Origin of the sequence: Streptomyces sp. NPDC127177 (assembly GCF_042672475.1) — a bacterium.
Taxonomy (GTDB): Bacteria; Actinomycetota; Actinomycetes; order Streptomycetales; family Streptomycetaceae; genus Streptomyces.
Genome location: NZ_JBHXUW010000041.1, coordinates 16,556 through 40,366, shown reverse-complemented (window position 1 = coordinate 40,366; position 23,811 = coordinate 16,556). Strand labels below are relative to the sequence as shown.

At 67.0% G+C, this 23,811-nt stretch carries 19 protein-coding genes and 1 tRNA gene; 16 read left to right on the top strand and 4 right to left on the bottom strand.

Going from position 1 to position 23,811, the window contains the following annotated elements; all coding sequences use genetic code 11:
• Nucleotides 1-13: 13 nt before the first annotated feature.
• Nucleotides 14-1,069 (top strand): UDP-N-acetylmuramate dehydrogenase, encoded by a 1,056-nt coding sequence (locus ACFVJX_RS24380; RefSeq protein ID WP_384123338.1) that lies wholly within the window; start codon nt 14-16, stop codon nt 1,067-1,069.
• 24 nt (nt 1,070-1,093) lie between these two features.
• On the opposite strand, the gene ACFVJX_RS24375 is transcribed toward ACFVJX_RS24380, so the two are convergent.
• Complete coding sequence (locus ACFVJX_RS24375; protein ID WP_384123336.1) at nt 1,094-1,729, bottom strand: NAD(P)-dependent oxidoreductase; 636 nt, start codon at nt 1,727-1,729, stop codon at nt 1,094-1,096.
• An 87-nt stretch (nt 1,730-1,816) separates the two neighbouring features.
• On the opposite strand from ACFVJX_RS24375, the gene ACFVJX_RS24370 reads away from it, so the two are divergent.
• Nucleotides 1,817-2,422 (top strand): TetR/AcrR family transcriptional regulator, encoded by a 606-nt coding sequence (locus ACFVJX_RS24370; protein ID WP_384123334.1) that lies wholly within the window; start codon nt 1,817-1,819, stop codon nt 2,420-2,422.
• Nucleotides 2,423-2,438: 16 nt separating this feature from the next.
• Here ACFVJX_RS24370 and ACFVJX_RS24365 read toward each other — a convergent pair whose 3' ends face one another.
• Both ACFVJX_RS24365 and ACFVJX_RS24360 read right to left on the bottom strand, forming a co-directional pair.
• Nucleotides 2,439-3,461 (bottom strand): adenosine deaminase, encoded by a 1,023-nt coding sequence (locus ACFVJX_RS24365; RefSeq protein ID WP_384123332.1) that lies wholly within the window; start codon nt 3,459-3,461, stop codon nt 2,439-2,441.
• A 121-nt stretch (nt 3,462-3,582) separates the two neighbouring features.
• Nucleotides 3,583-4,809, bottom strand: coding sequence for a pyridoxal phosphate-dependent aminotransferase (locus ACFVJX_RS24360; protein ID WP_384123330.1), 1,227 nt, complete (start codon nt 4,807-4,809; stop codon nt 3,583-3,585).
• Between the two features lie 236 nt (nt 4,810-5,045).
• Between ACFVJX_RS24360 and ACFVJX_RS24355 the strand changes: the two genes are divergently transcribed.
• The 14 genes from ACFVJX_RS24355 (at nt 5,046) to tuf (ending at nt 23,145) form a co-directional block, all read left to right on the top strand.
• Nucleotides 5,046-5,118: transfer RNA gene (locus ACFVJX_RS24355), tRNA-Trp, on the top strand.
• Nucleotides 5,119-5,224: 106 nt separating this feature from the next.
• Complete coding sequence (gene secE, locus ACFVJX_RS24350) at nt 5,225-5,512, top strand: preprotein translocase subunit SecE (protein WP_073732696.1); 288 nt, start codon at nt 5,225-5,227, stop codon at nt 5,510-5,512.
• Between the two features lie 73 nt (nt 5,513-5,585).
• A complete protein-coding gene (nusG, locus tag ACFVJX_RS24345) occupies nt 5,586-6,512 on the top strand; it encodes a transcription termination/antitermination protein NusG (protein WP_384123328.1) in 927 nt (308 codons plus the stop codon).
• Between the two features lie 189 nt (nt 6,513-6,701).
• Entirely contained in the window at nt 6,702-7,136 is a 435-nt protein-coding gene (rplK, locus tag ACFVJX_RS24340; protein ID WP_384123326.1) for a 50S ribosomal protein L11, read from the top strand.
• A gap of 78 nt (nt 7,137-7,214) precedes the next feature.
• Nucleotides 7,215-7,937, top strand: a complete 723-nt coding sequence (gene rplA / locus ACFVJX_RS24335) for a 50S ribosomal protein L1 (RefSeq protein ID WP_384123324.1) — start codon at nt 7,215-7,217, stop codon at nt 7,935-7,937.
• 158 nt (nt 7,938-8,095) lie between these two features.
• Nucleotides 8,096-9,007, top strand: coding sequence for a hypothetical protein (locus ACFVJX_RS24330; protein ID WP_384123322.1), 912 nt, complete (start codon nt 8,096-8,098; stop codon nt 9,005-9,007).
• Between the two features lie 275 nt (nt 9,008-9,282).
• Nucleotides 9,283-9,840 (top strand): 50S ribosomal protein L10, encoded by a 558-nt coding sequence (gene rplJ, locus ACFVJX_RS24325; RefSeq protein ID WP_384123320.1) that lies wholly within the window; start codon nt 9,283-9,285, stop codon nt 9,838-9,840.
• Between the two features lie 83 nt (nt 9,841-9,923).
• On the top strand, nt 9,924-10,307 hold the full coding sequence (gene rplL / locus ACFVJX_RS24320; RefSeq protein WP_384123318.1) for a 50S ribosomal protein L7/L12: 384 nt from the start codon (nt 9,924-9,926) through the stop codon (nt 10,305-10,307).
• Nucleotides 10,308-10,903: 596 nt separating this feature from the next.
• Entirely contained in the window at nt 10,904-14,389 is a 3,486-nt protein-coding gene (gene rpoB, locus ACFVJX_RS24315; RefSeq protein ID WP_384123316.1) for a DNA-directed RNA polymerase subunit beta, read from the top strand.
• Between the two features lie 129 nt (nt 14,390-14,518).
• Complete coding sequence (locus ACFVJX_RS24310) at nt 14,519-18,418, top strand: DNA-directed RNA polymerase subunit beta' (RefSeq protein WP_384123314.1); 3,900 nt, start codon at nt 14,519-14,521, stop codon at nt 18,416-18,418.
• Between the two features lie 359 nt (nt 18,419-18,777).
• On the top strand, nt 18,778-19,149 hold the full coding sequence (rpsL, locus tag ACFVJX_RS24305; RefSeq protein ID WP_003948652.1) for a 30S ribosomal protein S12: 372 nt from the start codon (nt 18,778-18,780) through the stop codon (nt 19,147-19,149).
• Between the two features lie 2 nt (nt 19,150-19,151).
• On the top strand, nt 19,152-19,622 hold the full coding sequence (gene rpsG, locus ACFVJX_RS24300) for a 30S ribosomal protein S7 (protein ID WP_014047773.1): 471 nt from the start codon (nt 19,152-19,154) through the stop codon (nt 19,620-19,622).
• Nucleotides 19,623-19,660: 38 nt separating this feature from the next.
• Complete coding sequence (gene fusA, locus ACFVJX_RS24295; protein WP_384123312.1) at nt 19,661-21,790, top strand: elongation factor G; 2,130 nt, start codon at nt 19,661-19,663, stop codon at nt 21,788-21,790.
• Nucleotides 21,791-21,951: 161 nt separating this feature from the next.
• Nucleotides 21,952-23,145, top strand: a complete 1,194-nt coding sequence (gene tuf, locus ACFVJX_RS24290; RefSeq protein WP_384123310.1) for an elongation factor Tu — start codon at nt 21,952-21,954, stop codon at nt 23,143-23,145.
• A 199-nt stretch (nt 23,146-23,344) separates the two neighbouring features.
• Here tuf and ACFVJX_RS24285 read toward each other — a convergent pair whose 3' ends face one another.
• Nucleotides 23,345-23,803 carry a GNAT family N-acetyltransferase gene (locus ACFVJX_RS24285; protein WP_384123309.1) on the bottom strand — a complete coding sequence of 153 codons (459 nt, stop codon included), beginning with the start codon at nt 23,801-23,803 and terminating at the stop codon, nt 23,345-23,347.
• Nucleotides 23,804-23,811: the final 8 nt, after the last annotated feature.

Below are 23,811 nucleotides of genomic sequence, written 5' to 3'. Positions count from 1 at the left end.
TAGTCTTGTCCGCGTGCAGGAACTCCACGACGCGCCCCTCGCCCCCCTGACCACCTTCCGGCTCGGCGGCCCCGCCACCCGCCTCCTCACCGCGACGACCGACGCCGAAGTGGTCGACGCGGTACGCGCGGCCGACGACAGCGGCACCCCGCTCCTGGTCATCGGCGGCGGCAGCAACCTGGTCATCGGTGACAAGGGCTTCGAAGGCACCGCCCTGCGCATCGCCACCAAGGGCTTCGTGCTGGACGGCGCGACGCTCGAACTGGCCGCAGGCGAGATCTGGACCGACGCCGTCGCCCGCAGCGTGGAGGCCGGTCTCGCCGGGCTCGAATGCCTGTCCGGCATCCCCGGTTCCGCCGGGGCGACACCCATCCAGAACGTCGGCGCGTACGGGCAGGAGGTGTCGTCCACCATCACCGAGGTCGTCGCCTACGACCGGCACAGCCGCGAGACGGTGACCATTCCGAACGCCGAGTGCGACTTCTCGTACCGGCACAGCCGCTTCAAGGCCGAACCCGACCGTTTCGTGGTGCTGCGTGTCCGCTTCGGCCTGGAGGACGCGGGCGGGCTGTCCGCGCCCCTCAAGTACCCCGAAACGGCGCGTGCCATGGGCGTCGCCGAGGGCGAGCGCGTGCCCGCCGCCGACGCCCGCGAGACCGTGCTCCGGCTCCGGGCCGGCAAGGGCATGGTGCTCGACCCCGAGGACCACGACACCTGGTCGGCCGGCTCGTTCTTCACCAACCCGGTCCTGGACCAGGAGCAGTTCGACGCGTTCCTCGCCCGGGTCGCGGACCGGCTCGGACCGGAGGTGGCGCCCCCCGCCTTCCCCGCGGGCGGGGGACACACCAAGACGTCGGCGGCCTGGCTCATCGACCGGGCCGGCTTCACCAAGGGATACGGCACAGGCCCGGCCCGCATCTCCACCAAGCACACGCTCGCCCTCACCAACCGGGGCGCCGCGAGCACCGAGGACCTGCTGGCCCTGGCTCGCGAGGTCGTCGCCGGGGTCCACGAGGCCTTCGGCGTCACGCTCGTCAACGAACCGGTGACCGTGGGCGTGACGCTGTAGCGAGGCGCCGCGCGGGCGCGCCGCTCAGTACGCCACGCCCACGCCCTGCTTCACCGCCGCCGGGTCGTCGATCAGCGCCAGCATCGCGTGCGCCACATCGGCTCGGGAGATGGACCGGCCGCTGCGCGGGTTGCTGCCGTGCACGGTCCGGTACGTGCCCGTCAGGGGGCCGTTGGTGAGCTTCGGAGGCCGTACGGACGTCCAGTCCGTCGCGGAGGCGGCGAGCGCGGCCTCCATCGCGGTGAGGTCCGCGTAGACCTCCTTGAGGATCGCGCCGATCGCCCCGAGCATCATCCGGTCGAGCAGCGGGTCGTCCGCGGGCTTCGGCGCGACAGGGGCCGCGCTCACCACGAGCAGCCGCCGCGTCCCCTCCGTCTCCATCGCGGCCAGGACGGCGCGGGTCAGCCGCTCGGCGATCCCGTCGGCCTTGCGGCCCCGCGAGCCCAGACCCGAGAGCACCGCGTCGCGCCCCTTCACCGCCTCGCGCAGCGCCTGCGGATCGTCGATCCGGGCCACCGTGTGGACCGTCACGTCGGAGAGCGGGACCGGCAGCCGGGCGGGATCGCGCACCACCGCCGTCACCTCGTGCCCCGCAGCCACCGCCTGGCGGACGATCTCCTGCCCGATACCGCCTGTCGCACCGAACACTGTGAGCCTCATGGCACACCCTCCCAAGGTGGGTAAGTATTCACTCACCTCTAGGGTGAGTGAGTACTCACCCTTCCGTCAAGCTTCGTTGGAGTGCACATGGAGCAGAAGCCGACCCGCGCCCGCATCATCGACGCCGCCCACCGGCTGATGCTCACCATCGGCCTGGCCCGCGCCACCACCAAGGAGATCGCCAAGGCCGCCGGCTGCTCGGAGGCCGCGCTCTACAAGCACTTCCCGAGCAAGGAGGAGCTCTTCGTGGTGGTGCTGAAGGAACGGCTCCCCAGGGTGGACGGAATCCTGAAGCGACTCATCGCCGACCCGGGGGAGGGGGAGCGGACGGTCGAGCGGAACCTCACCGAGATCGCCCGCGAGGCCGCCCTCTTCTACGAGCAGAGCTTCCCGATCGCGGCGTCCCTGTACGCCGAGCCGAGGCTCAAGGAACGGCACAACGCGGCGATGCGGGAGCTGCGCACCGGCCCCCACGTGCCGATCCGCGGAGTGGACGCCTACCTGCGCGCCGAACAGTCCGCGGGCCGCGTGCGGGCCGACGCCGACACGTACGCGGCAGCATCCCTGCTCATGGGGGCCTGCGCCCAGCGGGCGTTCGCCTACGACGCCACGGAGACCGGTGGGCCGCCGCAGTCGCTCGACGCCTTCGCCGCGTCGATCGCCCGGACGCTGCTGGGCGGACTCACGGCGTAGGCCGCGACGGCAGGTGTCAGACCACCGGCTTCGCCAGCCAGTCGTCCACGCCCGCCAGCAGCTCGGCCCGTAGCGTGTCCGGCGCCGCCGAGCCCCGTACCGACTGACGCGCCAGCTCCGCCAGCTCCTCGTCCGTGAACGCGTGGTGGCGGCGCACGAGGTCGTACTGCGCGGCCAGCCGGGAGCCGAAGAGCAGCGGGTCGTCGGCGCCGAGCGCCATCGGCACACCGGCGTCGAACAGCGTGCGCAGGGGGACGTCGGACGGCTTCTCGTAGACGCCCAGGGCCACGTTCGACGCCGGGCACACCTCGCAGGTCACGCCGCGCTCCGCCAGCCTGCGCAGCAGCCGCGGGTCCTCGGCGGCCCGTACGCCGTGCCCGACCCGGGAGGCGTCGAGGTCGTCCAGGCAGTCGCGGACGCTGGAGGGGCCCGAGAGCTCGCCCCCGTGCGGGGCCGCCAGCAGCCCGCCCTCCCTCGCGATGGCGAAGGCCCGGTCGAAGTCGCGGGCCATGCCGCGCCGCTCGTCGTTGGAGAGCCCGAACCCGACGACGCCCCGGTCCGCGTACCGCACCGCCAGCCGGGCCAGCGTCCTGGCGTCCAGCGGGTGCTTCATCCGGTTCGCCGCGATGACCACCCGGATCGGCAGTCCGGTCTCGCGCGAGGCGCTGTCCACCGCGTCCAGGATGATCTCGATCGCCGGGATGAGCCCGCCGAGCAGCGGGGCGTACGAGGTGGGATCGACCTGGATCTCCAGCCAGCCCGAGCCGTCCGAGACGTCCTCCTGGGCCGCCTCGCGCACCAGCCGCTGGATGTCCTCGGGCGACCGCAGACAGGATCTGGCGATGTCGTAGAGCCGCTGGAAGCGGAACCAGCCGCGTTCGTCCGTCGCACGCAGCCGGGGAGGCTCACCGCCGGTCAGTGCCTCCGGCAGCCGCACGCCGTACTTGTCGGCGAGTTCGAGCAGCGTCGTGGGCCGCATCGACCCGGTGAAATGCAAGTGCAGGTGGGCCTTGGGCAACAGCCGTACGTCACGCTCCATTCCAAGATCCTGCCGCACGGACCGGGGGTCGCGGTACCCGCTTTCCCCATCGAGTTGCCTCCCGAACACGAAAGCGACCCCCGGCCGAGGCCGGGGGTCGCCCACAGGATCCGGAACGTGCTCAGGCCTTGGCCTCGCCCAGCAGCTTCTGGAGCCGCGAAACACCCTCGACGAGGTCCTCGTCACCCAGCGCGTAGGAGAGGCGCAGGTAGCCCGGGGTACCGAAGGCCTCGCCCGGTACGACCGCGACCTCGGCCTCGTCCAGGATCAGCGCCGCCAGCTCGACCGAGGTGGCCGGGCGCCTGCCGCGGATCTCCTTGCCGAGCAGCTCCTTCACCGAGGGGTACGCGTAGAACGCGCCCTCGGGCTCCGGGCACAGCACGCCGTCGATCTCGTTGAGCATCCGCACGATGGTCTGCCGGCGCCGGTCGAAGGCACTGCGCATCTCGGCGACCGCGTCCAGGTTCCCGGAGACGGCGGCCAGGGCGGCGACCTGGGCCACGTTGGAGACGTTGGACGTGGCGTGCGACTGCAGGTTGGTCGCGGCCTTCACGACGTCCTTGGGGCCGACGATCCAGCCCACGCGCCAGCCGGTCATCGCGTACGTCTTGGCGACCCCGTTGACCACGATGCACTTGTCGCGCAGCTCGGGCACGATCGCCGGGAGCGAGGTGAACTTCGCGTCGCCGTAGACCAGGTGCTCGTAGATCTCGTCGGTCAGCACCCACAGACCGTGCTCCACGGCCCAGCGGCCGATCGCCTCGGCGTCGGCCTCGCTGTAGACCGCACCGGTCGGGTTCGACGGGGAGACGAACAGGACGACCTTCGTACGCTCGGTACGGGCCGCCTCCAGCTGCTCCACGGAGACCCGGTAACCGGTGGTCTCGTCGGCGACGACCTCCACCGGGACGCCGCCCGCGAGGCGGATCGACTCGGGGTAGGTGGTCCAGTACGGAGCCGGGACGATGACCTCGTCGCCCGGGTCGAGGATCGCGGCGAAGGCCTCGTAGATGGCCTGCTTGCCGCCGTTGGTCACCAGGATCTGGGAGGCGTCGACCGCGTAGCCGGAGTCGCGCAGCGTCTTCTCCGCGATGGCGGCCTTGAGCTCGGGGAGCCCGCCGGCCGGGGTGTAGCGGTGGTACTTCGGGTTGCGGCAGGCCTCGACCGCGGCGTCGACGATGTAGCCGGGGGTCGGGAAGTCGGGCTCGCCGGCACCGAAGCCGATCACCGGACGGCCGGCGGCCTTGAGGGCCTTGGCCTTGGCGTCGACGGCGAGGGTGGCGGACTCTGAGATGGCACCGACGCGGGCGGAGACCCGGCGCTCGGAGGGAGAAGTAGCAGCGCTCATGCGCCCCATGCTCGCAGACCGCATTCCGCGTCGGCACAGGGGTTTCAGGGACCGGACAGCACTTGGACAGCATGCGGACGGGCAACCGGGCAGCATCGGACAGGAACGGTCGGGAGCTATCTGTTCGACGCCGGGCCGCTGAACACGTACACTCACCTGTCGTTGGCCTTCACCAGTCACGCCGTTCCTGCACTCGGAGCATTCGGGAGCATGCGGTAGGTTGGTGGAAACCACAAAGGGTCGTAGCTCAATTGGTAGAGCACTGGTCTCCAAAACCAGCGGTTGGGGGTTCAAGTCCCTCCGGCCCTGCTACACACTCCTTCGCCAGGATGTGTGCGCATGTACGTACTTCAATGCATCGCCGTGCGGCTCCACCGGGCGCGGCACGGCCATGACCCGGAATCAGGTGAGAAGCGTGACGGACGCCGTGGGCTCCATCGACATGCCTGATGCCGAGGATGAAGTCCCCGAGTCGAAGAAGAAGACCCGGAAGGGCGGAAAGCGCGGCAAGAAGGGCCCTCTGGGCCGTCTCGCGCTCTTCTACCGCCAGATCGTGGCCGAGCTCCGCAAGGTTGTCTGGCCGACCCGCAACCAGCTGACGACGTACACCTCAGTGGTGATCGTCTTCGTGGTCGTCATGATTGGTCTCGTGACCGTGATTGACTTCGGATTCCAGCGGGTCATCAAGTACGTCTTCGGCTGATCCCGCGGAGGGCGCCTCATGGGCGCCCCTTTCGCATGTTCCACCCATTTGTATCCAGGAAGAAGCAGCCACCGTGTCTGACCCGAACCTGAACGACGCCGTCGAGCCGACGGCGGGCGCCTTCGAGTCCGCCGAGGACGAGCTCGACATCGTCGAGGCGGCGGACGCTGTGGAGCCGGACCAGGCTGAAGCTGCCGACGACGCCGCGGGCGAGCCCGCCGAGCAGGCCGCCGTGCACACCGAGTCCAACGACGAGGCCGCAGCGGCCGACGCCGAGGCCGAGAGCGCTGACGACGAGAGCGCCGAGGCGGACGCGTCCGCCGAGGAGGCGGAGGAAGCCGCGGACGAGGCCGACGAGGAAGAGGCCGAGCCGGCCGAGCCCGTCGACACCGTCACGGCCCTGCGCGAGGAACTGCGCGGCCTGCCGGGCGAGTGGTACGTCATCCACACGTACGCCGGTTACGAGAAGCGCGTGAAGGCCAACCTGGAGCAGCGTGCCGTCTCGCTGAACGTGGAGGAGTTCATCTATCAGGCCGAGGTGCCTGAGGAGGAAATCGTCCAGATCAAGAACGGCGAGCGCAAGAACGTCCGTCAGAACAAGCTCCCGGGTTACGTCCTGGTGCGCATGGACCTGACGAACGAGTCCTGGGGCGTCGTGCGCAACACTCCCGGTGTCACCGGCTTCGTGGGCAACGCCTACGACCCGTACCCGCTGACGCTGGACGAGATCGTCAAGATGCTGGCGCCGGAGGCCGAGGAGAAGGCGGCCCGTGAGGCCGCCGAGGCCGAGGGCAAGCCGGCTCCGTCCCGCAAGGTCGAGGTCCAGGTGCTGGACTTCGAGGTGGGCGACTCCGTCACGGTCACCGACGGCCCGTTCGCGACCCTGCAGGCGACGATCAACGAGATCAACGCCGACTCGAAGAAGGTCAAGGGTCTCGTCGAGATCTTCGGCCGCGAGACGCCGGTCGAGCTCAGCTTCGACCAGATCCAGAAGAACTAGCGACTGCCCCGAGCGGGCTCCGCCAGCTTCTGGACACATGCCTACCAAGCAGGTCAGACCGGCTGTCAAAGCCTGTCTGACCTGCTTGGTTTTTGGTCGCGCAGCTATACCCGTTATCGTTGTGCGGTATGCCTGCATCCGGATGACCGGATGACGGCGAAAACTCTCACTAGGACCCGGAGAGAGCACATGCCTCCCAAGAAGAAGAAGGTCACGGGGCTTATCAAGCTCCAGATCAACGCCGGTGCGGCCAACCCGGCCCCGCCGGTCGGCCCCGCACTGGGTCAGCACGGCGTCAACATCATGGAGTTCTGCAAGGCCTACAACGCCGCGACCGAGTCGCAGCGTGGCATGGTCGTGCCGGTGGAGATCACGGTCTACGAGGACCGCTCCTTCACCTTCATCACCAAGACTCCGCCGGCCGCCAAGCTGATCCTCAAGGCCGCGGGTGTGGACAAGGGCTCAGGCGAGCCGCACAAGACCAAGGTCGCCAAGCTGACGGCTGCCCAGGTCCGTGAGATCGCCACGGCGAAGCTCCCCGACCTGAACGCCAATGACCTCGACGCCGCGTCGAAGATCATCGCCGGCACCGCCCGTTCCATGGGCATCACGGTCGAAGGCTGATTCAGCCCCACCCCTCAGTGGTAGGACCAAGCGCTGGTCCGCACCACGACTCCACACTCTGAAACCACAGGAGTAGAAGTGAAGCGCAGCAAGAACCTCCGCGCTGCGGACGCCAAGATCGACGCGGGGCACAACTACGCCCCCCTCGAGGCCGTCCGTCTCGCCAAGGAGACCTCCTCCACGAAGTTCGACAGCACCGTCGAGGTCGCGTTTGCTCTGGGTGTTGACCCTCGCAAGGCCGACCAGATGGTCCGTGGCACCGTGAACCTCCCGCACGGCACCGGCAAGACCGCCCGGGTCCTGGTCTTCGCGACCGGTGACCGTGCTGCGGCCGCGGAAGCCGCGGGCGCCGACATCGTCGGCGCCGACGAGCTCATCGACGAGGTGGCGAAGGGTCGTCTGGACTTCGACGCCGTCGTCGCGACCCCGGACCTCATGGGCAAGGTCGGCCGCCTCGGCCGCGTGCTCGGCCCGCGTGGTCTGATGCCGAACCCGAAGACCGGCACCGTCACCCCCGATGTCGTGAAGGCTGTCAACGACATCAAGGGCGGCAAGATCGAGTTCCGCGTCGACAAGCACTCGAACCTGCACTTCATCATCGGCAAGAGCTCGTTCGACGAGACCAAGCTGGTGGAGAACTACGCAGCGGCGCTGGACGAGATCCTCCGTCTGAAGCCGTCCGCCGCCAAGGGCCGCTACATCAAGAAGGCCACGCTGGCCACCACGATGGGCCCCGGCATCCCGCTGGACGCCAACCGCACCCGTAACCTCCTCGTCGAGGAGGACCCGGCCTCCGTCTGAGCCCTCGCGCTCGTACGTACGCCGCGTCACGTGTGACATTGACGGGCCCCGCAACCTTTCGAGGTGCGGGGCCCGTCCTCGTACATACGTACCGGTGACTGTCGGAGCCGTGCGTTAGCTTTGGTTCACCGAGAGTCGAACAAGGGGTGGGAGCGGATATGAGGACCAGCACTGTGCGACGTGTGGGCCTGTCTGTGGCAGTGGCGGCGGCGCTGACGTCGGTTGCGGCCTGCGGCGGGTCCGACAAGGCGGACAGCGGCGGGAGCGGGAGTCACGCGGGTCCGGTGGTGAACGCCGACTCCATCTCCGCTCTGCTCACCGTGCAGAAGAAGACCGGCGCCGCCAGCTCCGCCAAGGTCGAGGGCACCACCACCATGGGCTCCACGATGTCCCTGAAGCAGTCGGGGTCCCTGGACTGGTCCGACGGCATCACGGGCGCCATGACGATCACGTACACCGGCGGCGACATGGCCGACTCCCTGAAGAAGCTCGGCGGCAACGGCACGATGCAGGCCCGCTACTTCAAGGACGGCTACGCGGCGGACATGGGTGCGGCCCTGGCCGGGCAGACCGGTGGCAAGCGCTGGATCAGCTACTCCTACGACGACCTCGCCGCGGTCGGCGGACCCTCGGGTGCGGCCATGCAGGACCAGATGCAGAACACCAGCCCCGACCAGGGCGTGAGGCCTCTGCTCGCCTCCGGGGACGTGAAGAAGGTCGGCAAGGAGCAGGTCCGGGGTGTCACCACCACGCACTACTCCGGCACGGTCGACGTCGCCGAGCTGACCGCCAAGAACTCCAAGCTCGACGCCGAGCAGCTCAGCGAACTCAAGAAGCAGCTCAACGACGCCGGGATCACCACGGAGAAGGTCGACCTCTGGGTCGACGGGAACGACCTGCTGGTGAAGAAGACCGAGCGCGGCTCGATGAAGACCGGTGAGCTCAACTCGACGGTGTTCTACAGCGACTACGGGACCAAGGTCTCGGCCGAGCGGCCGCCGGCCGGCGAGACCATCGATTTCAAGGACCTGCTGGAGCAGCAGCAGGGCGCTGCCTCGGGCGCGTCCTAAACCTCCCGCGGCGAACGGAGAGGGACGGATTTGCTCGGCGCGTCCCCGGTCGCGTACTCTTCTGCAGAAGCCAAAGACCGCTGGTCGTTGCTGCACTTCCGCAAGGAAGAACAGCAACCGAAGGATCCGTTGAACACGGACGACCTGCGCAGGTGACTGTGGAAAGCTCCCGGACTTCGTGCGGTTGAGCTACGCCCTGGCACCTGTGCCGGGGCGTTTCGTCTTTCACGGCCCCTTCTGAGCGGTCCTCATCACCCGGAAGGAGGCCGACGCTCATGGCAAGGCCCGACAAGGCTGCCGCGGTAGCCGAGCTCGCGGACCAGTTCCGCAGCTCGAACGCCGCTGTGCTGACCGAGTACCGGGGTCTCACCGTGGCACAGCTCAAGGAGCTGCGCCGTTCGCTCGGTGAGAACGCCCAGTACGCCGTGGTGAAGAACACGCTGACCAAGATTGCGGCCAACGAGGCCGGGATCGACACGCTGGACGACCTGTTCGCAGGTCCGACGGCGGTTGCCTTCGTCACCGGTGACCCGGTGGAGTCGGCGAAGGGTCTTCGTGACTTCGCCAAGGACAACCCCAACCTCGTCATCAAGGGCGGTGTCCTTGACGGCAAGGCGCTGTCCGCCGATGAGATCAAGAAGCTCGCGGACCTCGAGTCCCGCGAGGTTCTGCTCGCCAAGCTGGCCGGCGCCATGAAGGGCAAGCAGACTCAGGCTGCGCAGCTCTTCCAGGCTCTGCCGTCGAAGTTCGTCCGCACCGCGGAAGCGCTTCGCGCCAAGAAGGCCGAGCAGGGCGGTGCCGGTACGCCGGCTCCCGCCGAGGCTGCCGAGTAATTTCGCTCAGCGGTCCAGCGGGCTCCCGTACGCCCGCCGACATATACATCCGGCACCTGCCGAATTAGTGGAAGGACGCCATCATGGCGAAGCTCAGCCAGGAAGACCTGCTCGCCCAGTTCGAGGAGCTCACCCTCATCGAGCTCTCCGAGTTCGTTAAGGCGTTTGAGGCCAAGTTCGACGTCACCGCCGCCGCCGCGGTCGCCGTCGCCGGTCCCGCCCAGGGTGGCCCGGCCGCCGAGGCCGAGGCCGAGCAGGACGAGTTCGACGTCATCCTCACGGGTGCCGGCGAGAAGAAGATCCAGGTCATCAAGGTCGTGCGTGAGCTGACCTCGCTGGGTCTCAAGGAGGCCAAGGACCTCGTCGACGGCGCCCCGAAGCCCGTCCTCGAGAAGGTCGCCAAGGACGCCGCCGAGAAGGCCGCCGAGTCCCTCAAGGGCGCCGGCGCCTCCGTCGAGGTCAAGTGACCTTGCGAGTCATCTGACTCGTCTGGACACCCGTGCCGCGAGGCACGGACGTCACACCGCGAAAGGCGATCACCCGTACGGGTGGTCGCCTTTCGGCGTACCCGTGGGGGTGCCTTGCTCTTCCTGTGCTGACGAGTATGGTGATCTTCGCCGTGCGCCTCTCCGAGGGAGCGCGGGCGGTGCCTAGGGGCCGGCGTGGGCGGGTCTCTGGGCCCTGTAGGGGCTGGGGGGCCTTGACGAACCGCACGAGGCGCGCAATTCTCAAGGCGCGTCGCCATATCGATCCGGATCCGAGGCATGGATCGAGGGCGAAGAGGGCAGTAAAGAAGAGCGCAGCTCATGCAGGGCTAGACATAGGTGTTGAGAACAGCTGTTGAGAGCAACGTGGGTCTCTGAGAACCCCGACTGGACATCAGTGTGCCGCTTGGCTACACTGACCCTTTGCGCTGCCTGTTAGCTGCCTCCTGCCCGTCACCAGGGGCATACCCATCTTGTGCACCGTGGACTGAGCATCCCTGAAGAGGGACATCTATCCATGTGTCCAGTTTGGGACCGGTACGCGCGTAGTGAGTCCGAGCCCTCGGAAGGACCCCCTCTTGGCCGCCTCGCGCAACGCCTCGACCGCGAATACGAACAACGGCGCCAGCACCGCCCCGCTGCGCATCTCTTTTGCAAAGATCAAGGAGCCCCTCGAGGTTCCGAACCTCCTCGCGCTGCAGACCGAGAGCTTTGACTGGCTCCTCGGCAACGCCGCCTGGAAGGCTCGCGTCGAGGCTGCTCTGGACAGTGGACAAGACGTCCCCACCAAGTCCGGCCTGGAGGAGATCTTCGAGGAGATCTCACCGATCGAGGACTTCTCCGGGTCGATGTCGCTTACGTTCCGCGACCACCGCTTCGAGCCCCCCAAGAACTCGATCGACGAGTGCAAGGAGCGCGACTTCACGTTCGCGGCCCCGCTCTTCGTCACGGCCGAGTTCACCAACAACGAGACCGGCGAGATCAAGTCCCAGACGGTCTTCATGGGCGATTTCCCGCTCATGACCAACAAGGGCACCTTCGTCATCAACGGCACCGAGCGTGTCGTCGTGTCGCAGCTGGTCCGCTCGCCGGGTGTCTACTTCGACTCGTCGATCGACAAGACGTCCGACAAGGACATCTTCTCCGCCAAGATCATCCCTTCCCGGGGTGCCTGGCTGGAGATGGAGATCGACAAGCGCGACATGGTCGGTGTCCGCATCGACCGCAAGCGCAAGCAGTCCGTCACCGTCCTCCTGAAGGCTCTCGGCTGGACCACCGAGCAGATCCTCGAGGAGTTCGGCGAGTACGAGTCGATGCGCGCCACCCTGGAGAAGGACCACACCCAGGGCCAGGACGACGCACTGCTCGACATCTACCGCAAGCTGCGTCCGGGCGAGCCGCCCACCCGCGAAGCTGCTCAGACGCTGCTCGAGAACCTCTACTTCAACCCGAAGCGCTACGACCTCGCGAAGGTCGGCCGCTACAAGGTGAACAAGAAGCTCGGCGCGGATGAGCCGCTCGACGCCGGTGTCCTCACCAGCGACGACATCATCGCGACCATCAAGTACCTCGTGAAGCTGCACGCCGGCGAGACCGAGACGGTGGGCGAGTCCGGCCGTTCGATCGTCGTCGAGACCGACGACATCGACCACTTCGGCAACCGCCGTCTGCGCAACGTCGGCGAGCTCATCCAGAACCAGGTCCGTACGGGCCTGGCGCGGATGGAGCGCGTCGTGCGTGAGCGCATGACGACCCAGGACGTCGAGGCGATCACGCCGCAGACCCTGATCAACATCCGGCCGGTCGTCGCCTCCATCAAGGAGTTCTTCGGCACCAGCCAGCTGTCGCAGTTCATGGACCAGAACAACCCGCTGTCGGGTCTCACCCACAAGCGCCGCCTGTCGGCTCTTGGCCCGGGTGGTCTCTCCCGTGAGCGGGCCGGCTTCGAGGTCCGTGACGTGCACCCGTCCCACTACGGACGCATGTGCCCGATCGAGACCCCTGAAGGCCCGAACATCGGTCTGATCGGTTCGCTCGCCTCGTACGGACGCGTCAACGCGTTCGGTTTCATCGAGACGCCGTACCGCAAGGTCGTCGACGGCCAGGTCACCGACGAGGTCGACTACATCACGGCCGACGAGGAAGACCGTTACGTCATCGCCCAGGCGAACGCGACGCTCTCCGACGAGCTGCGCTTCACCGAGCCCCGCGTCCTGGTCCGCCGTCGTGGCGGAGAGGTCGACTACGTGCCCGGCACCGAAGTCGACTACATGGACGTCTCGCCGCGCCAGATGGTGTCCGTCGCCACCGCGATGATCCCGTTCCTGGAGCACGACGACGCCAACCGTGCCCTCATGGGCGCGAACATGATGCGTCAGGCGGTGCCGCTCATCAAGTCCGAGGCGCCGCTGGTCGGCACCGGCATGGAGTACCGCTGCGCCACCGACGCCGGTGACGTTCTGAAGGCCGAGAAGGACGGTGTGGTCCAGGAGGTCTCCGCGGACTACATCACCGTGACCAACGACGACGGCACGTACACCACGTACCGGATCGCGAAGTTCATGCGCTCCAACCAGGGCACCTCGGTCAACCAGAAGGTCGTCGTCGCCGAGGGCGACCGGGTCATCGAGGGCCAGGTGCTCGCCGACGGCCCGGCCACCGAGAACGGTGAGATGGCCCTGGGCAAGAACCTGCTCGTGGCGTTCATGCCGTGGGAGGGTCACAACTACGAGGACGCGATCATCCTGTCGCAGCGCCTCGTGCAGGACGACGTCCTCTCCTCGATCCACATCGAGGAGCACGAGGTCGACGCCCGTGACACCAAGCTCGGCCCGGAGGAGATCACCCGGGACATCCCGAACGTCTCCGAAGAGGTCCTCGCCGACCTCGACGAGCGCGGCATCATCCGGATCGGTGCCGAGGTCGTCGCCGGTGACATCCTCGTCGGCAAGGTCACGCCCAAGGGTGAGACCGAGCTGACCCCCGAGGAGCGTCTGCTCCGCGCGATCTTCGGTGAGAAGGCGCGCGAAGTGCGCGACACCTCGCTGAAGGTGCCGCACGGTGAGATCGGCAAGGTCATCGGCGTCCGCGTCTTCGACCGCGAAGAGGGCGACGAGCTGCCGCCGGGCGTGAACCAGCTGGTCCGCGTCTACGTCGCGCAGAAGCGCAAGATCACCGATGGTGACAAGCTCGCCGGCCGTCACGGCAACAAGGGCGTCATCTCGAAGATCCTGCCGATCGAGGACATGCCGTTCCTGGAGGACGGCACCCCGGTCGACATCATCCTCAACCCGCTGGGTGTCCCGTCCCGAATGAACCCGGGACAGGTCCTGGAGATCCACCTCGGCTGGCTCGCCAGCCGCGGCTGGGACGTCTCCGGCCTCGGTGACGAGTGGGCCAAGCGCCTGCAGTCCATCGGTGCCGACCAGGTCGCCGCCGGCACCAACGTCGCGACCCCGGTCTTCGACGGTGCGCGTGAGGACGAGATCACCGGCCTCTTCCAGGCCACGATCCCGAACCGCGACGGCGACCGGCTGGTCCAGCCCTCGGGCAAGGCCAACCTGTTCGACGGCCGCTCCGGTGAGCCGTTCCCCGAGCCGGTCTCGGTCGGCTTCATGTACATCCTCAAGCTCCACCACCTCGTCGACGACAAGCTCCACGCTCGTTCGACGGGCCCGTACTCCATGATCACCCAGCAGCCGCTGGGTGGTAAGGCTCAGTTCGGTGGACAGCGCTTCGGTGAAATGGAGGTGTGGGCCCTTGAAGCTTATGGCGCCGCATACGCCCTCCAGGAGCTGCTGACGATCAAGTCCGACGACGTGACCGGCCGCGTGAAGGTCTACGAGGCCATCGTCAAGGGCGAGAACATCCCCGAGCCCGGCATTCCCGAGTCCTTCAAGGTGCTCATCAAGGAAATGCAGTCGCTCTGCCTCAACGTGGAGGTGCTGTCCTCGGACGGCATGTCCATCGAGATGCGCGACACGGACGAGGACGTCTTCCGTGCGGCGGAGGAGCTCGGTATCGACCTGTCCCGGCGAGAGCCGAGCAGCGTCGAAGAGGTCTGACGGGTTGGCCGGCCGGATCCCAGTGATCCGGCCGGCTCTCCCCGGACCCGTTCAGACCATTGCTGAAGTGCCCCGATTTCTCGCTTGACGCGAGGGGGCTCGAACCCCCGAAAGAGGGATTGACGACAAGTGCTCGACGTCAACTTCTTCGACGAGCTGCGGATCGGCCTTGCCACCGCGGACGACATCCGGACCTGGTCCCACGGCGAAGTGAAGAAGCCGGAGACCATCAACTACCGCACGCTCAAGCCCGAAAAGGACGGACTCTTCTGCGAGAAGATCTTCGGTCCGACCCGGGACTGGGAGTGCTACTGCGGCAAGTACAAGCGTGTCCGCTTCAAGGGCATCATCTGTGAGCGCTGTGGCGTCGAGGTAACTCGTGCCAAGGTGCGCCGTGAGCGCATGGGCCACATCGAGCTTGCCGCTCCCGTCACCCACATCTGGTACTTCAAGGGCGTCCCGTCGCGACTGGGCTACCTGCTGGACCTCGCGCCGAAGGACCTCGAGAAGGTCATCTACTTCGCCGCGTACATGATCACGTTCGTCGACGAGGAGCGCCGTACCCGCGACCTCCCGTCACTGGAGGCGCACGTCTCCGTCGAGCGTCAGCAGGTCGAGAACCGTCGCGACTCGGACCTCGAGAACCGCGCCAAGAAGCTCGAGACCGACCTCGGCGAGCTCGAGGCCGAGGGCGCCAAGGCCGACGTGCGCCGCAAGGTGCGCGAAGGTGCCGAGCGTGAGATGAAGCAGCTGCGCGACCGTGCGCAGCGCGAGATCGACCGCCTCGACGAGGTGTGGAGCCGCTTCAAGAACCTCAAGGTCCAGGACCTCGAGGGCGACGAGCTGCTCTACCGCGAGCTGCGTGACCGCTTCGGCACGTACTTCGACGGCTGCATGGGCGCTGCCGCTCTGCAGAAGCGCCTGGAGTCCTTCGACCTCGACGAGGAGGCCGAGCGCCTCCGCGAGATCATCCGCACCGGCAAGGGCCAGAAGAAGACCCGTGCGCTCAAGCGCCTCAAGGTCGTCTCCGCGTTCCTGCAGACCAGCAACAAGCCCAAGGGCATGGTGCTCGACTGCGTGCCGGTCATCCCGCCGGACCTGCGTCCGATGGTGCAGCTGGACGGTGGCCGCTTCGCGACCTCCGACCTGAACGACCTGTACCGCCGCGTGATCAACCGCAACAACCGCCTCAAGCGTCTCCTTGACCTCGGTGCCCCCGAGATCATCGTGAACAACGAGAAGCGGATGCTGCAGGAGGCCGTCGACGCGCTGTTCGACAACGGCCGCCGCGGTCGCCCGGTCACCGGTCCCGGTAACCGCCCGCTCAAGTCCCTCAGCGACATGCTGAAGGGCAAGCAGGGCCGATTCCGTCAGAACCTCCTCGGCAAGCGTGTGGACTACTCCGCGCGTTCCGTGATCGTCGTCGGTCCGCAGCTCAAGCTGCACCAGTGCGGTCTGCCGAAGGCGATGGCGCTGGAGCTCTTCAAGCCGTTCGTGATGAAGCGCCTGGTGGACCTGAACCACGCGCAGAACATCAAGTCGGCCAAGCGCATGGTCGAGCGCGGCCGCACCGTGGTGTACGACGTCCTCGAAGAGGTCATCGCCGAGCACCCGGTGCTGCTGAACCGTGCACCGACCCTGCACCGCCTCGGCATCCAGGCATTCGAGCCGCAGCTGGTCGAGGGCAAGGCCATCCAGATCCACCCGCTCGTCTGCACCGCGTTCAACGCGGACTTCGACGGTGACCAGATGGCCGTGCACCTGCCGCTCTCCGCGGAGGCGCAGGCCGAGGCCCGCATCCTGATGCTGTCCTCGAACAACATCCTGAAGCCGGCCGACGGCCGTCCGGTCACGATGCCGACCCAGGACATGGTGCTGGGTCTGTTCTTCCTGACCACCGACGGTGAACTCCGTGACACCAAGGGCGAGGGCCGTGCGTTCGGCTCCACGGCCGAGGCGATCATGGCGTTCGACGCCGGTGAGCTGGCGCTCCAGTCGTCCGTCGACATCCGCTTCCCGGTGGGCACCATCCCGCCGCGTGGCTGGGTGCCGCCGGTCGCCGAGGAGGGCGAGCCCGAGTACCAGCCGGGTGACACCTTCCGGCTGCGGACGAGCCTGGGCCGCGCGCTCTTCAACGAGCTGCTGCCCGAGGACTACCCGTTCGTCGACTACTCGGTCGGCAAGAAGCAGCTCTCCGAGATCGTCAACGACCTCGCCGAGCGCTACCCCAAGGTCATCGTGGCGGCGACGCTCGACAACCTGAAGGCGGCGGGCTTCCACTGGGCCACCCGTTCCGGCGTCACCGTGTCCGTCGCGGACATCGTCGTGCCCGAGGCCAAGAAGGCCATCGTCAAGGGCTACGAGGACCAGGACGAGAAGGTCCAGAAGCAGTACGAGCGCGGTCTGATCACCAAGGACGAGCGCACGCAGGAGCTCATCGCGATCTGGACCAAGGCGACCAACGAGGTTGCCGAGGCGATGAACGCGAACTTCCCCAAGACGAACCCCATCTTCATGATGGTTGACTCGGGTGCCCGAGGAAACATGATGCAGATGCGTCAGATCGCCGGTATGCGTGGTCTGGTGTCCAACGCCAAGAACGAGACGATCCCTCGTCCCATCAAGGCGTCCTTCCGTGAGGGCCTCACCGTTCTGGAGTACTTCATCTCCACGCACGGTGCCCGTAAGGGTCTGGCGGACACCGCCCTGCGTACCGCCGACTCGGGTTACCTGACCCGTCGTCTGGTGGACGTCTCGCAGGACGTGATCATTCGCGAGGAGGACTGCGGCACCGACCGTGGCCTCAAGCTGAAGATCGCCGTCAAGGGCGCCGACGGCGTGCTCCGCAAGACGGAGGACGTCGAGACCTCGGTCTACGCCCGCATGCTCGCCGAGGACGTCGTCGTCGACGGCAAGGTCATCGCGCCTGCCAACGTCGACCTCGGTGACGTCCTGATCGACGCCCTGGTGGGCGCCGGCGTCGAGGAGGTCAAGACCCGCTCGGTCCTGACCTGTGAGTCCGCGGTCGGCACCTGTGCCTTCTGCTACGGACGCTCGCTCGCCACCGGCAAGCTGGTCGACATCGGTGAGGCGGTCGGCATCATCGCCGCCCAGTCCATCGGTGAGCCCGGCACCCAGCTGACGATGCGTACCTTCCACACCGGTGGTGTGGCCGGTGACGACATCACCCAGGGTCTGCCCCGAGTCGTCGAGCTCTTCGAAGCCCGTACGCCCAAGGGTGTCGCCCCGATCTCGGAGTCCGCCGGCCGGGTCCGGATCGAGGAGACCGAGAAGACCAAGAAGCTCGTCGTCACGCCGGACGACGGGAGCGACGAGATCCCCTTCCCGATCTCCAAGCGCGCCCGTCTGCTGGTCGGCGAGGGCGACCACGTCCAGGTGGGCCAGAAGCTCACCGTGGGTGCCACCAACCCGCACGACGTGCTGCGGATCCTCGGTCAGCGCGCGGTCCAGGTCCACCTGGTCGGCGAGGTCCAGAAGGTCTACAACTCGCAGGGTGTGTCGATCCACGACAAGCACATCGAGATCATCATCCGGCAGATGCTCCGCCGTGTGACGATCATCGAGTCCGGCGACGCGGAACTGCTGCCGGGCGAGCTCGTCGAGCGTTCGAAGTTCGAGACCGAGAACCGTCGTGTGGTCCAGGAGAGCGGTCACCCCGCCTCCGGCCGTCCGCAGCTGATGGGTATCACCAAGGCCTCGCTGGCGACGGAGTCGTGGCTGTCCGCGGCTTCCTTCCAGGAGACGACCAGGGTCCTGACGGACGCGGCGATCAACGCCAAGTCCGACTCCCTGATCGGCCTCAAGGAGAACGTCATCATCGGTAAGCTCATCCCGGCCGGTACGGGTCTGTCCCGCTACCGCAACATCCGGGTCGAGCCGACCGAGGAGGCCAAGGCCGCGATGTACTCGGCCGTCGGTTACGACGACATCGACTACTCGCCGTTCGGCACGGGCTCCGGCCAGGCCGTTCCGCTGGAGGACTACGACTACGGTCCGTACAACCAGTAGGCGAGTCGCCTGATCCGACCGGAGGGCGGTCATCCCGTACGCGGGGTGGCCGCCCTCCGGCGTGCGTGCGGACGCCTGTCACGGGGCGCGTACGGGGGCTGCCGGCGTACGGCGTGTCCGGTTGGACAGCACTTGTTTTGACCGGAGTCGATGAGGTAGGTACGCTCAGACCTTGTGCCTGGGGTGTGCCTGGGCTCGTGTGCGTGTCCTCAACCGCACGGCGAGCCCGTCTTTGGCCACCGTGATCTGCGCATTCACCGCCTCAGGGCAGTGGCCCGCAGCATTCGACACACCCGACCGCGTGGGTCGGCGATGTTCCAGGTTAGTTTCACCGACGGCACACAGAAACCGGAGAAGTAGTGCCTACGATTCAGCAGCTGGTCCGGAAGGGCCGGCAGGACAAGGTCGAGAAGAACAAGACGCCCGCGCTCGAGGGTTCTCCCCAGCGCCGCGGCGTCTGCACGCGTGTGTTCACGACCACCCCGAAGAAGCCGAACTCCGCGCTCCGGAAGGTCGCACGTGTGCGTCTGACCTCCGGCATCGAGGTCACGGCCTACATCCCGGGTGAGGGACACAACCTGCAGGAGCACTCCATCGTGCTCGTGCGTGGTGGCCGTGTGAAGGACCTGCCGGGTGTTCGTTACAAGATCATCCGCGGCTCCCTTGACACCCAGGGTGTCAAGAACCGCAAGCAGGCCCGCAGCCGCTACGGCGCCAAGAAGGAGAAGTAAGAATGCCTCGTAAGGGCCCCGCCCCGAAGCGCCCGGTCATCATTGACCCGGTCTATGGTTCTCCTCTTGTCACCTCGCTGATCAACAAGATCCTGCTCAACGGCAAGCGTTCCACCGCCGAGCGGATCGTGTACGGCGCCATGGAAGGCCTCCGCGAGAAGACCGGCGCTGACCCGGTCATCACGCTGAAGCGCGCGCTTGAGAACGTCAAGCCCTCGCTCGAGGTCAAGTCCCGCCGTGTCGGTGGCGCCACCTACCAGGTGCCGATCGAGGTCAAGCCCGGTCGTGCCGCCACCCTCGCGCTGCGCTGGGTCGTCGGTTACTCCCGCGCCCGCCGCGAGAAGACGATGACCGAGCGGCTCATGAACGAGCTGCTCGACGCCTCCAACGGTCTTGGCGCTGCCGTCAAGAAGCGCGAGGACACCCACAAGATGGCCGAGTCGAACAAGGCCTTCGCGCACTACCGCTGGTAGTCGCTCACCCCATCGAGACCGAGAGAAGATTGAGCCTTATGGCCACCACTTCGCTTGACCTGGCCAAGGTCCGCAACATCGGGATCATGGCCCACATCGACGCGGGGAAGACGACCACCACCGAGCGGATCCTCTTCTACACCGGTGTGAGCTACAAGATCGGTGAAGTCCACGACGGCGCTGCCACGATGGACTGGATGGAGCAGGAGCAGGAGCGCGGCATCACGATCACGTCGGCCGCGACGACCTGTCACTGGCCGCTCAATGATGTTGACCACACCATCAACATCATCGACACCCCCGGTCACGTCGACTTCACCGTCGAGGTGGAGCGTTCGCTCCGCGTCCTCGACGGTGCCGTCACCGTGTTCGACGGTGTGGCCGGCGTCGAGCCGCAGTCCGAGACCGTCTGGCGTCAGGCGGACCGCTACGGCGTGCCGCGTATCTGCTTCGTCAACAAGCTCGACCGCACCGGTGCCGAGTTCCACCGCTGTGTCGACATGATCGTTCAGCGCCTCGGCGCTGTCCCGCTCGTCATGCAGCTCCCCATCGGCGCCGAGGCCGACTTCAAGGGCGTCGTCGACCTCGTGTCGATGAAGGCCTTCGTGTGGCCCGAAGAGGCCGCCAAGGGCGAGATGTACGACACCGTCGAGATCCCGGACACCCACAAGGAGGCCGCCGAGGAATGGCGCGGCAAGCTCCTTGAGGCCGTGGCCGAGAACGACGACGCCATGATGGAGCTGTACCTGGAGGGCACCGAGCCCACCGAGGAGCAGCTGCACGAGGCGATCCGTCGGATCACGCTGGCGTCGAAGGGCAGTGCCGACTCGGTCACCGTCACCCCGGTGTTCTGTGGCACCGCGTTCAAGAACAAGGGCGTTCAGCCCCTGCTCGACGCGGTCGTGCGCTACCTGCCTTCCCCCCTGGACGTCGAGGCCATCGAAGGCCACGACGTCAAGGACCCGGAGAAGGTCATCGAGCGCCGCCCCTCGGACGACGAGCCGTTCTCCGGCCTGGCGTTCAAGATCGCGAGCGACCCGCACCTGGGCAAGCTCACCTTCGTCCGGATCTACTCCGGTCGCCTCGTGGCCGGCACCGCGGTGCTGAACTCGGTCAAGGGCAAGAAGGAGCGCATCGGCAAGATCTACCGCATGCACGCGAACAAGCGTGAGGAGATCGCGTCGGTGGGCGCGGGCGACATCATCGCCGTCATGGGTCTCAAGCAGACCACGACCGGTGAGACGCTCTGTGACGACAAGGCACCGGTGATCCTGGAGTCCATGGACTTCCCGGCGCCGGTCATCGAGGTCGCCATCGAGCCGAAGTCCAAGGGCGACCAGGAGAAGCTGGGTGTTGCCATCCAGCGCCTCTCCGAGGAGGACCCGTCCTTCCAGGTGCACTCCGACGAGGAGACCGGCCAGACCATCATCGGTGGTATGGGCGAGCTTCACCTCGAGGTGCTCGTCGACCGCATGAAGCGCGAGTTCCGCGTCGAGGCGAACGTCGGCAAGCCGCAGGTCGCGTACCGCGAGACGATCCGCAAGACCGTCGAGCGCATCGACTACACGCACAAGAAGCAGACTGGTGGTACCGGCCAGTTCGCGAAGGTGCAGATCGCCATCGAGCCCATCGAGGGCGGCGACGCCTCGTACGAGTTCGTCAACAAGGTCACCGGTGGCCGCATCCCCCGTGAGTACATTCCCTCGGTGGACGCGGGTGCTCAGGAAGCCATGCAGTTCGGCATCCTGGCCGGTTACGAGATGGTCGGCGTCCGCGTCACCCTTCTCGACGGTGGTTACCACGAGGTCGACTCGTCCGAGCTCGCGTTCAAGATCGCCGGTTCGCAGGCGTTCAAGGAGGGTGCCCGCAGGGCGTCCCCCGTGCTCCTCGAGCCGATGATGTCGGTCGAGGTCACCACGCCCGAGGACTACATGGGCGATGTGATCGGCGACCTCAACTCCCGCCGTGGCCAGATCCAGGCCATGGAGGAGCGCCACGGCGCTCGCGTCGTGAAGGGCCTCGTGCCCCTCTCGGAGATGTTCGGCTACGTCGGAGACCTCCGCAGCAAGACCTCGGGTCGCGCAAGCTACTCGATGCAGTTCGACTCCTACGCCGAGGTTCCGCGGAACGTCGCCGAGGAGATCATCGCGAAGGCCAAGGGCGAGTAACTCTCCCGAGCTCACGCTTTAGGCTTGTCACCGGAGCCCGGTGAGGCATTCGGCGCGGCGCGCAAGCGCCGTGGCGAATGCCCCCGGGACCCGGCATCCCAGCAAAGATCACCTGGCGCCGATGAAGCAAGGCGTACAGAACCACTCCGCAGGAGGACCCAGTGGCGAAGGCAAAGTTCGAGCGGACTAAGCCGCACGTCAACATCGGCACCATCGGTCACATCGACCACGGTAAGACGACCCTCACGGCCGCCATTACCAAGGTGCTTCACGACGCGTACCCGGACCTGAACGAGGCCTCGGCCTTCGACCAGATCGACAAGGCTCCCGAGGAGCGCCAGCGCGGTATCACCATCTCGATCGCGCACGTCGAGTACCAGACGGAGTCGCGTCACTACGCGCACGTCGACTGCCCGGGTCACGCCGACTACATCAAGAACATGATCACGGGTGCGGCGCAGATGGACGGCGCCATCCTCGTCGTCGCCGCGACCGACGGCCCGATGCCGCAGACCAAGGAGCACGTGCTCCTGGCCCGCCAGGTCGGCGTTCCGTACATCGTCGTCGCCCTGAACAAGGCCGACATGGTGGACGACGAGGAGATCCTGGAGCTCGTCGAGCTCGAGGTCCGTGAGCTCCTCTCCGAGTACGAGTTCCCGGGCGACGACCTTCCGGTCGTCAAGGTCTCGGCGCTCAAGGCTCTTGAGGGTGACAAGGAGTGGGGCAACACCGTCCTCGACCTGATGAAGGCCGTCGACGAGTCCATCCCGCAGCCCGAGCGTGACGTCGAGAAGCCGTTCCTCATGCCGATCGAGGACGTCTTCACGATCACCGGTCGTGGCACCGTCGTCACCGGTCGTATCGAGCGTGGTGTCCTGAAGGTCAACGAGACCGTCGACATCGTCGGTATCAAGACCGAGAAGACCACCACCACGGTCACCGGCATCGAGATGTTCCGCAAGCTGCTCGACGAGGGCCAGGCCGGTGAGAACGTCGGTCTGCTCCTCCGTGGCATCAAGCGCGAGGACGTCGAGCGCGGCCAGGTCATCATCAAGCCCGGTTCGGTCACGCCGCACACCGAGTTCCAGGCCCAGGCCTACATCCTGTCGAAGGACGAGGGTGGCCGTCACACCCCCTTCTTCAACAACTACCGCCCGCAGTTCTACTTCCGTACCACGGACGTTACGGGCGTTGTGACCCTTCCCGAGGGCACCGAGATGGTCATGCCGGGTGACAACACCCTCATGGACGTCGCGCTGATCCAGCCGGTCGCCATGGAAGAGGGCCTGAAGTTCGCCATCCGTGAGGGTGGCCGGACCGTGGGCGCCGGCCAGGTCACCAAGATTCTCAAGTAAGTACTTGAGAGTCTGACCTGGTAGCTCCGCACAGAGCACCTGGAAGGGCCCCGTCCCGCCGCGCAAGCGGTGGGACGGGGCCCTTCTTCTGTGGTCGGATCTTCTGTGGTCGGACGGGGTCGCGCCGTGACGGGAGGCGATGGCCCGGGCGGGCATGGCGGTTGCTCCAAGCCCTCGGCTCGCCGCCGTGCCGGCCCGGCTACCCCCTGGCGGGCCGCACCATGAAGACGTCCACGGGGTCCTCACGCTCGGTCGTGAACCCGTGCCGCTCGTACAGCCGCCGGGCCGCACTGCCCTGGAGCACATTGAGGCGGACCGGCACGCCTTCCGCGTCCGTACGGTCCAGCAGGCTGCTCAGCACGGCCGAGCCGATGCCCCGCCCCTGGAGCGCCTCGTCGAGGAAGAAGCTCTCCAGACACCAGCCGTCCTCGAAGGGCCGCAGCGTGACACTGCCGGCGAAGCGGCCGTCGACGACGATCACCGAGGTGTAGTCGGATTCGTAGGAGTCGCGCAGCCGCTGCCGCACCCGCTCCTCGTCGTAGCGGCCGAGACGGACCAGGTCCGGGCGCATCACGACGGCCCGGAGTTCGGCCGTGGCATCGAGGTCCGCGGGGGTGGCGGGCCGCAGGGACCACACCTGGGTGGTACGTACAGACATGGCGGGAG

What these genes read in the sequence shown, in the direction of transcription:
- ACFVJX_RS24375 (WP_384123336.1), bottom strand. Translation starts at nt 1,729, where the DNA reads ATGAGGCTCACAGTGTTCGGTGCGACAGGCGGTATCGGGCAGGAGATC.
- ACFVJX_RS24370 (WP_384123334.1), top strand. Translation starts at nt 1,817, where the DNA reads ATGGAGCAGAAGCCGACCCGCGCCCGCATCATCGACGCCGCCCACCGG.
- ACFVJX_RS24365 (WP_384123332.1), bottom strand. Translation starts at nt 3,461, where the DNA reads ATGGAGCGTGACGTACGGCTGTTGCCCAAGGCCCACCTGCACTTGCAT.
- ACFVJX_RS24360 (WP_384123330.1), bottom strand. Translation starts at nt 4,809, where the DNA reads ATGAGCGCTGCTACTTCTCCCTCCGAGCGCCGGGTCTCCGCCCGCGTC.
- rplK (WP_384123326.1), top strand. Translation starts at nt 6,702, where the DNA reads ATGCCTCCCAAGAAGAAGAAGGTCACGGGGCTTATCAAGCTCCAGATC.
- ACFVJX_RS24330 (WP_384123322.1), top strand. Translation starts at nt 8,096, where the DNA reads ATGAGGACCAGCACTGTGCGACGTGTGGGCCTGTCTGTGGCAGTGGCG.
- rplJ (WP_384123320.1), top strand. Translation starts at nt 9,283, where the DNA reads ATGGCAAGGCCCGACAAGGCTGCCGCGGTAGCCGAGCTCGCGGACCAG.
- rplL (WP_384123318.1), top strand. Translation starts at nt 9,924, where the DNA reads ATGGCGAAGCTCAGCCAGGAAGACCTGCTCGCCCAGTTCGAGGAGCTC.
- rpsG (WP_014047773.1), top strand. Translation starts at nt 19,152, where the DNA reads ATGCCTCGTAAGGGCCCCGCCCCGAAGCGCCCGGTCATCATTGACCCG.
- fusA (WP_384123312.1), top strand. Translation starts at nt 19,661, where the DNA reads ATGGCCACCACTTCGCTTGACCTGGCCAAGGTCCGCAACATCGGGATC.
- ACFVJX_RS24285 (WP_384123309.1), bottom strand. Translation starts at nt 23,803, where the DNA reads ATGTCTGTACGTACCACCCAGGTGTGGTCCCTGCGGCCCGCCACCCCC.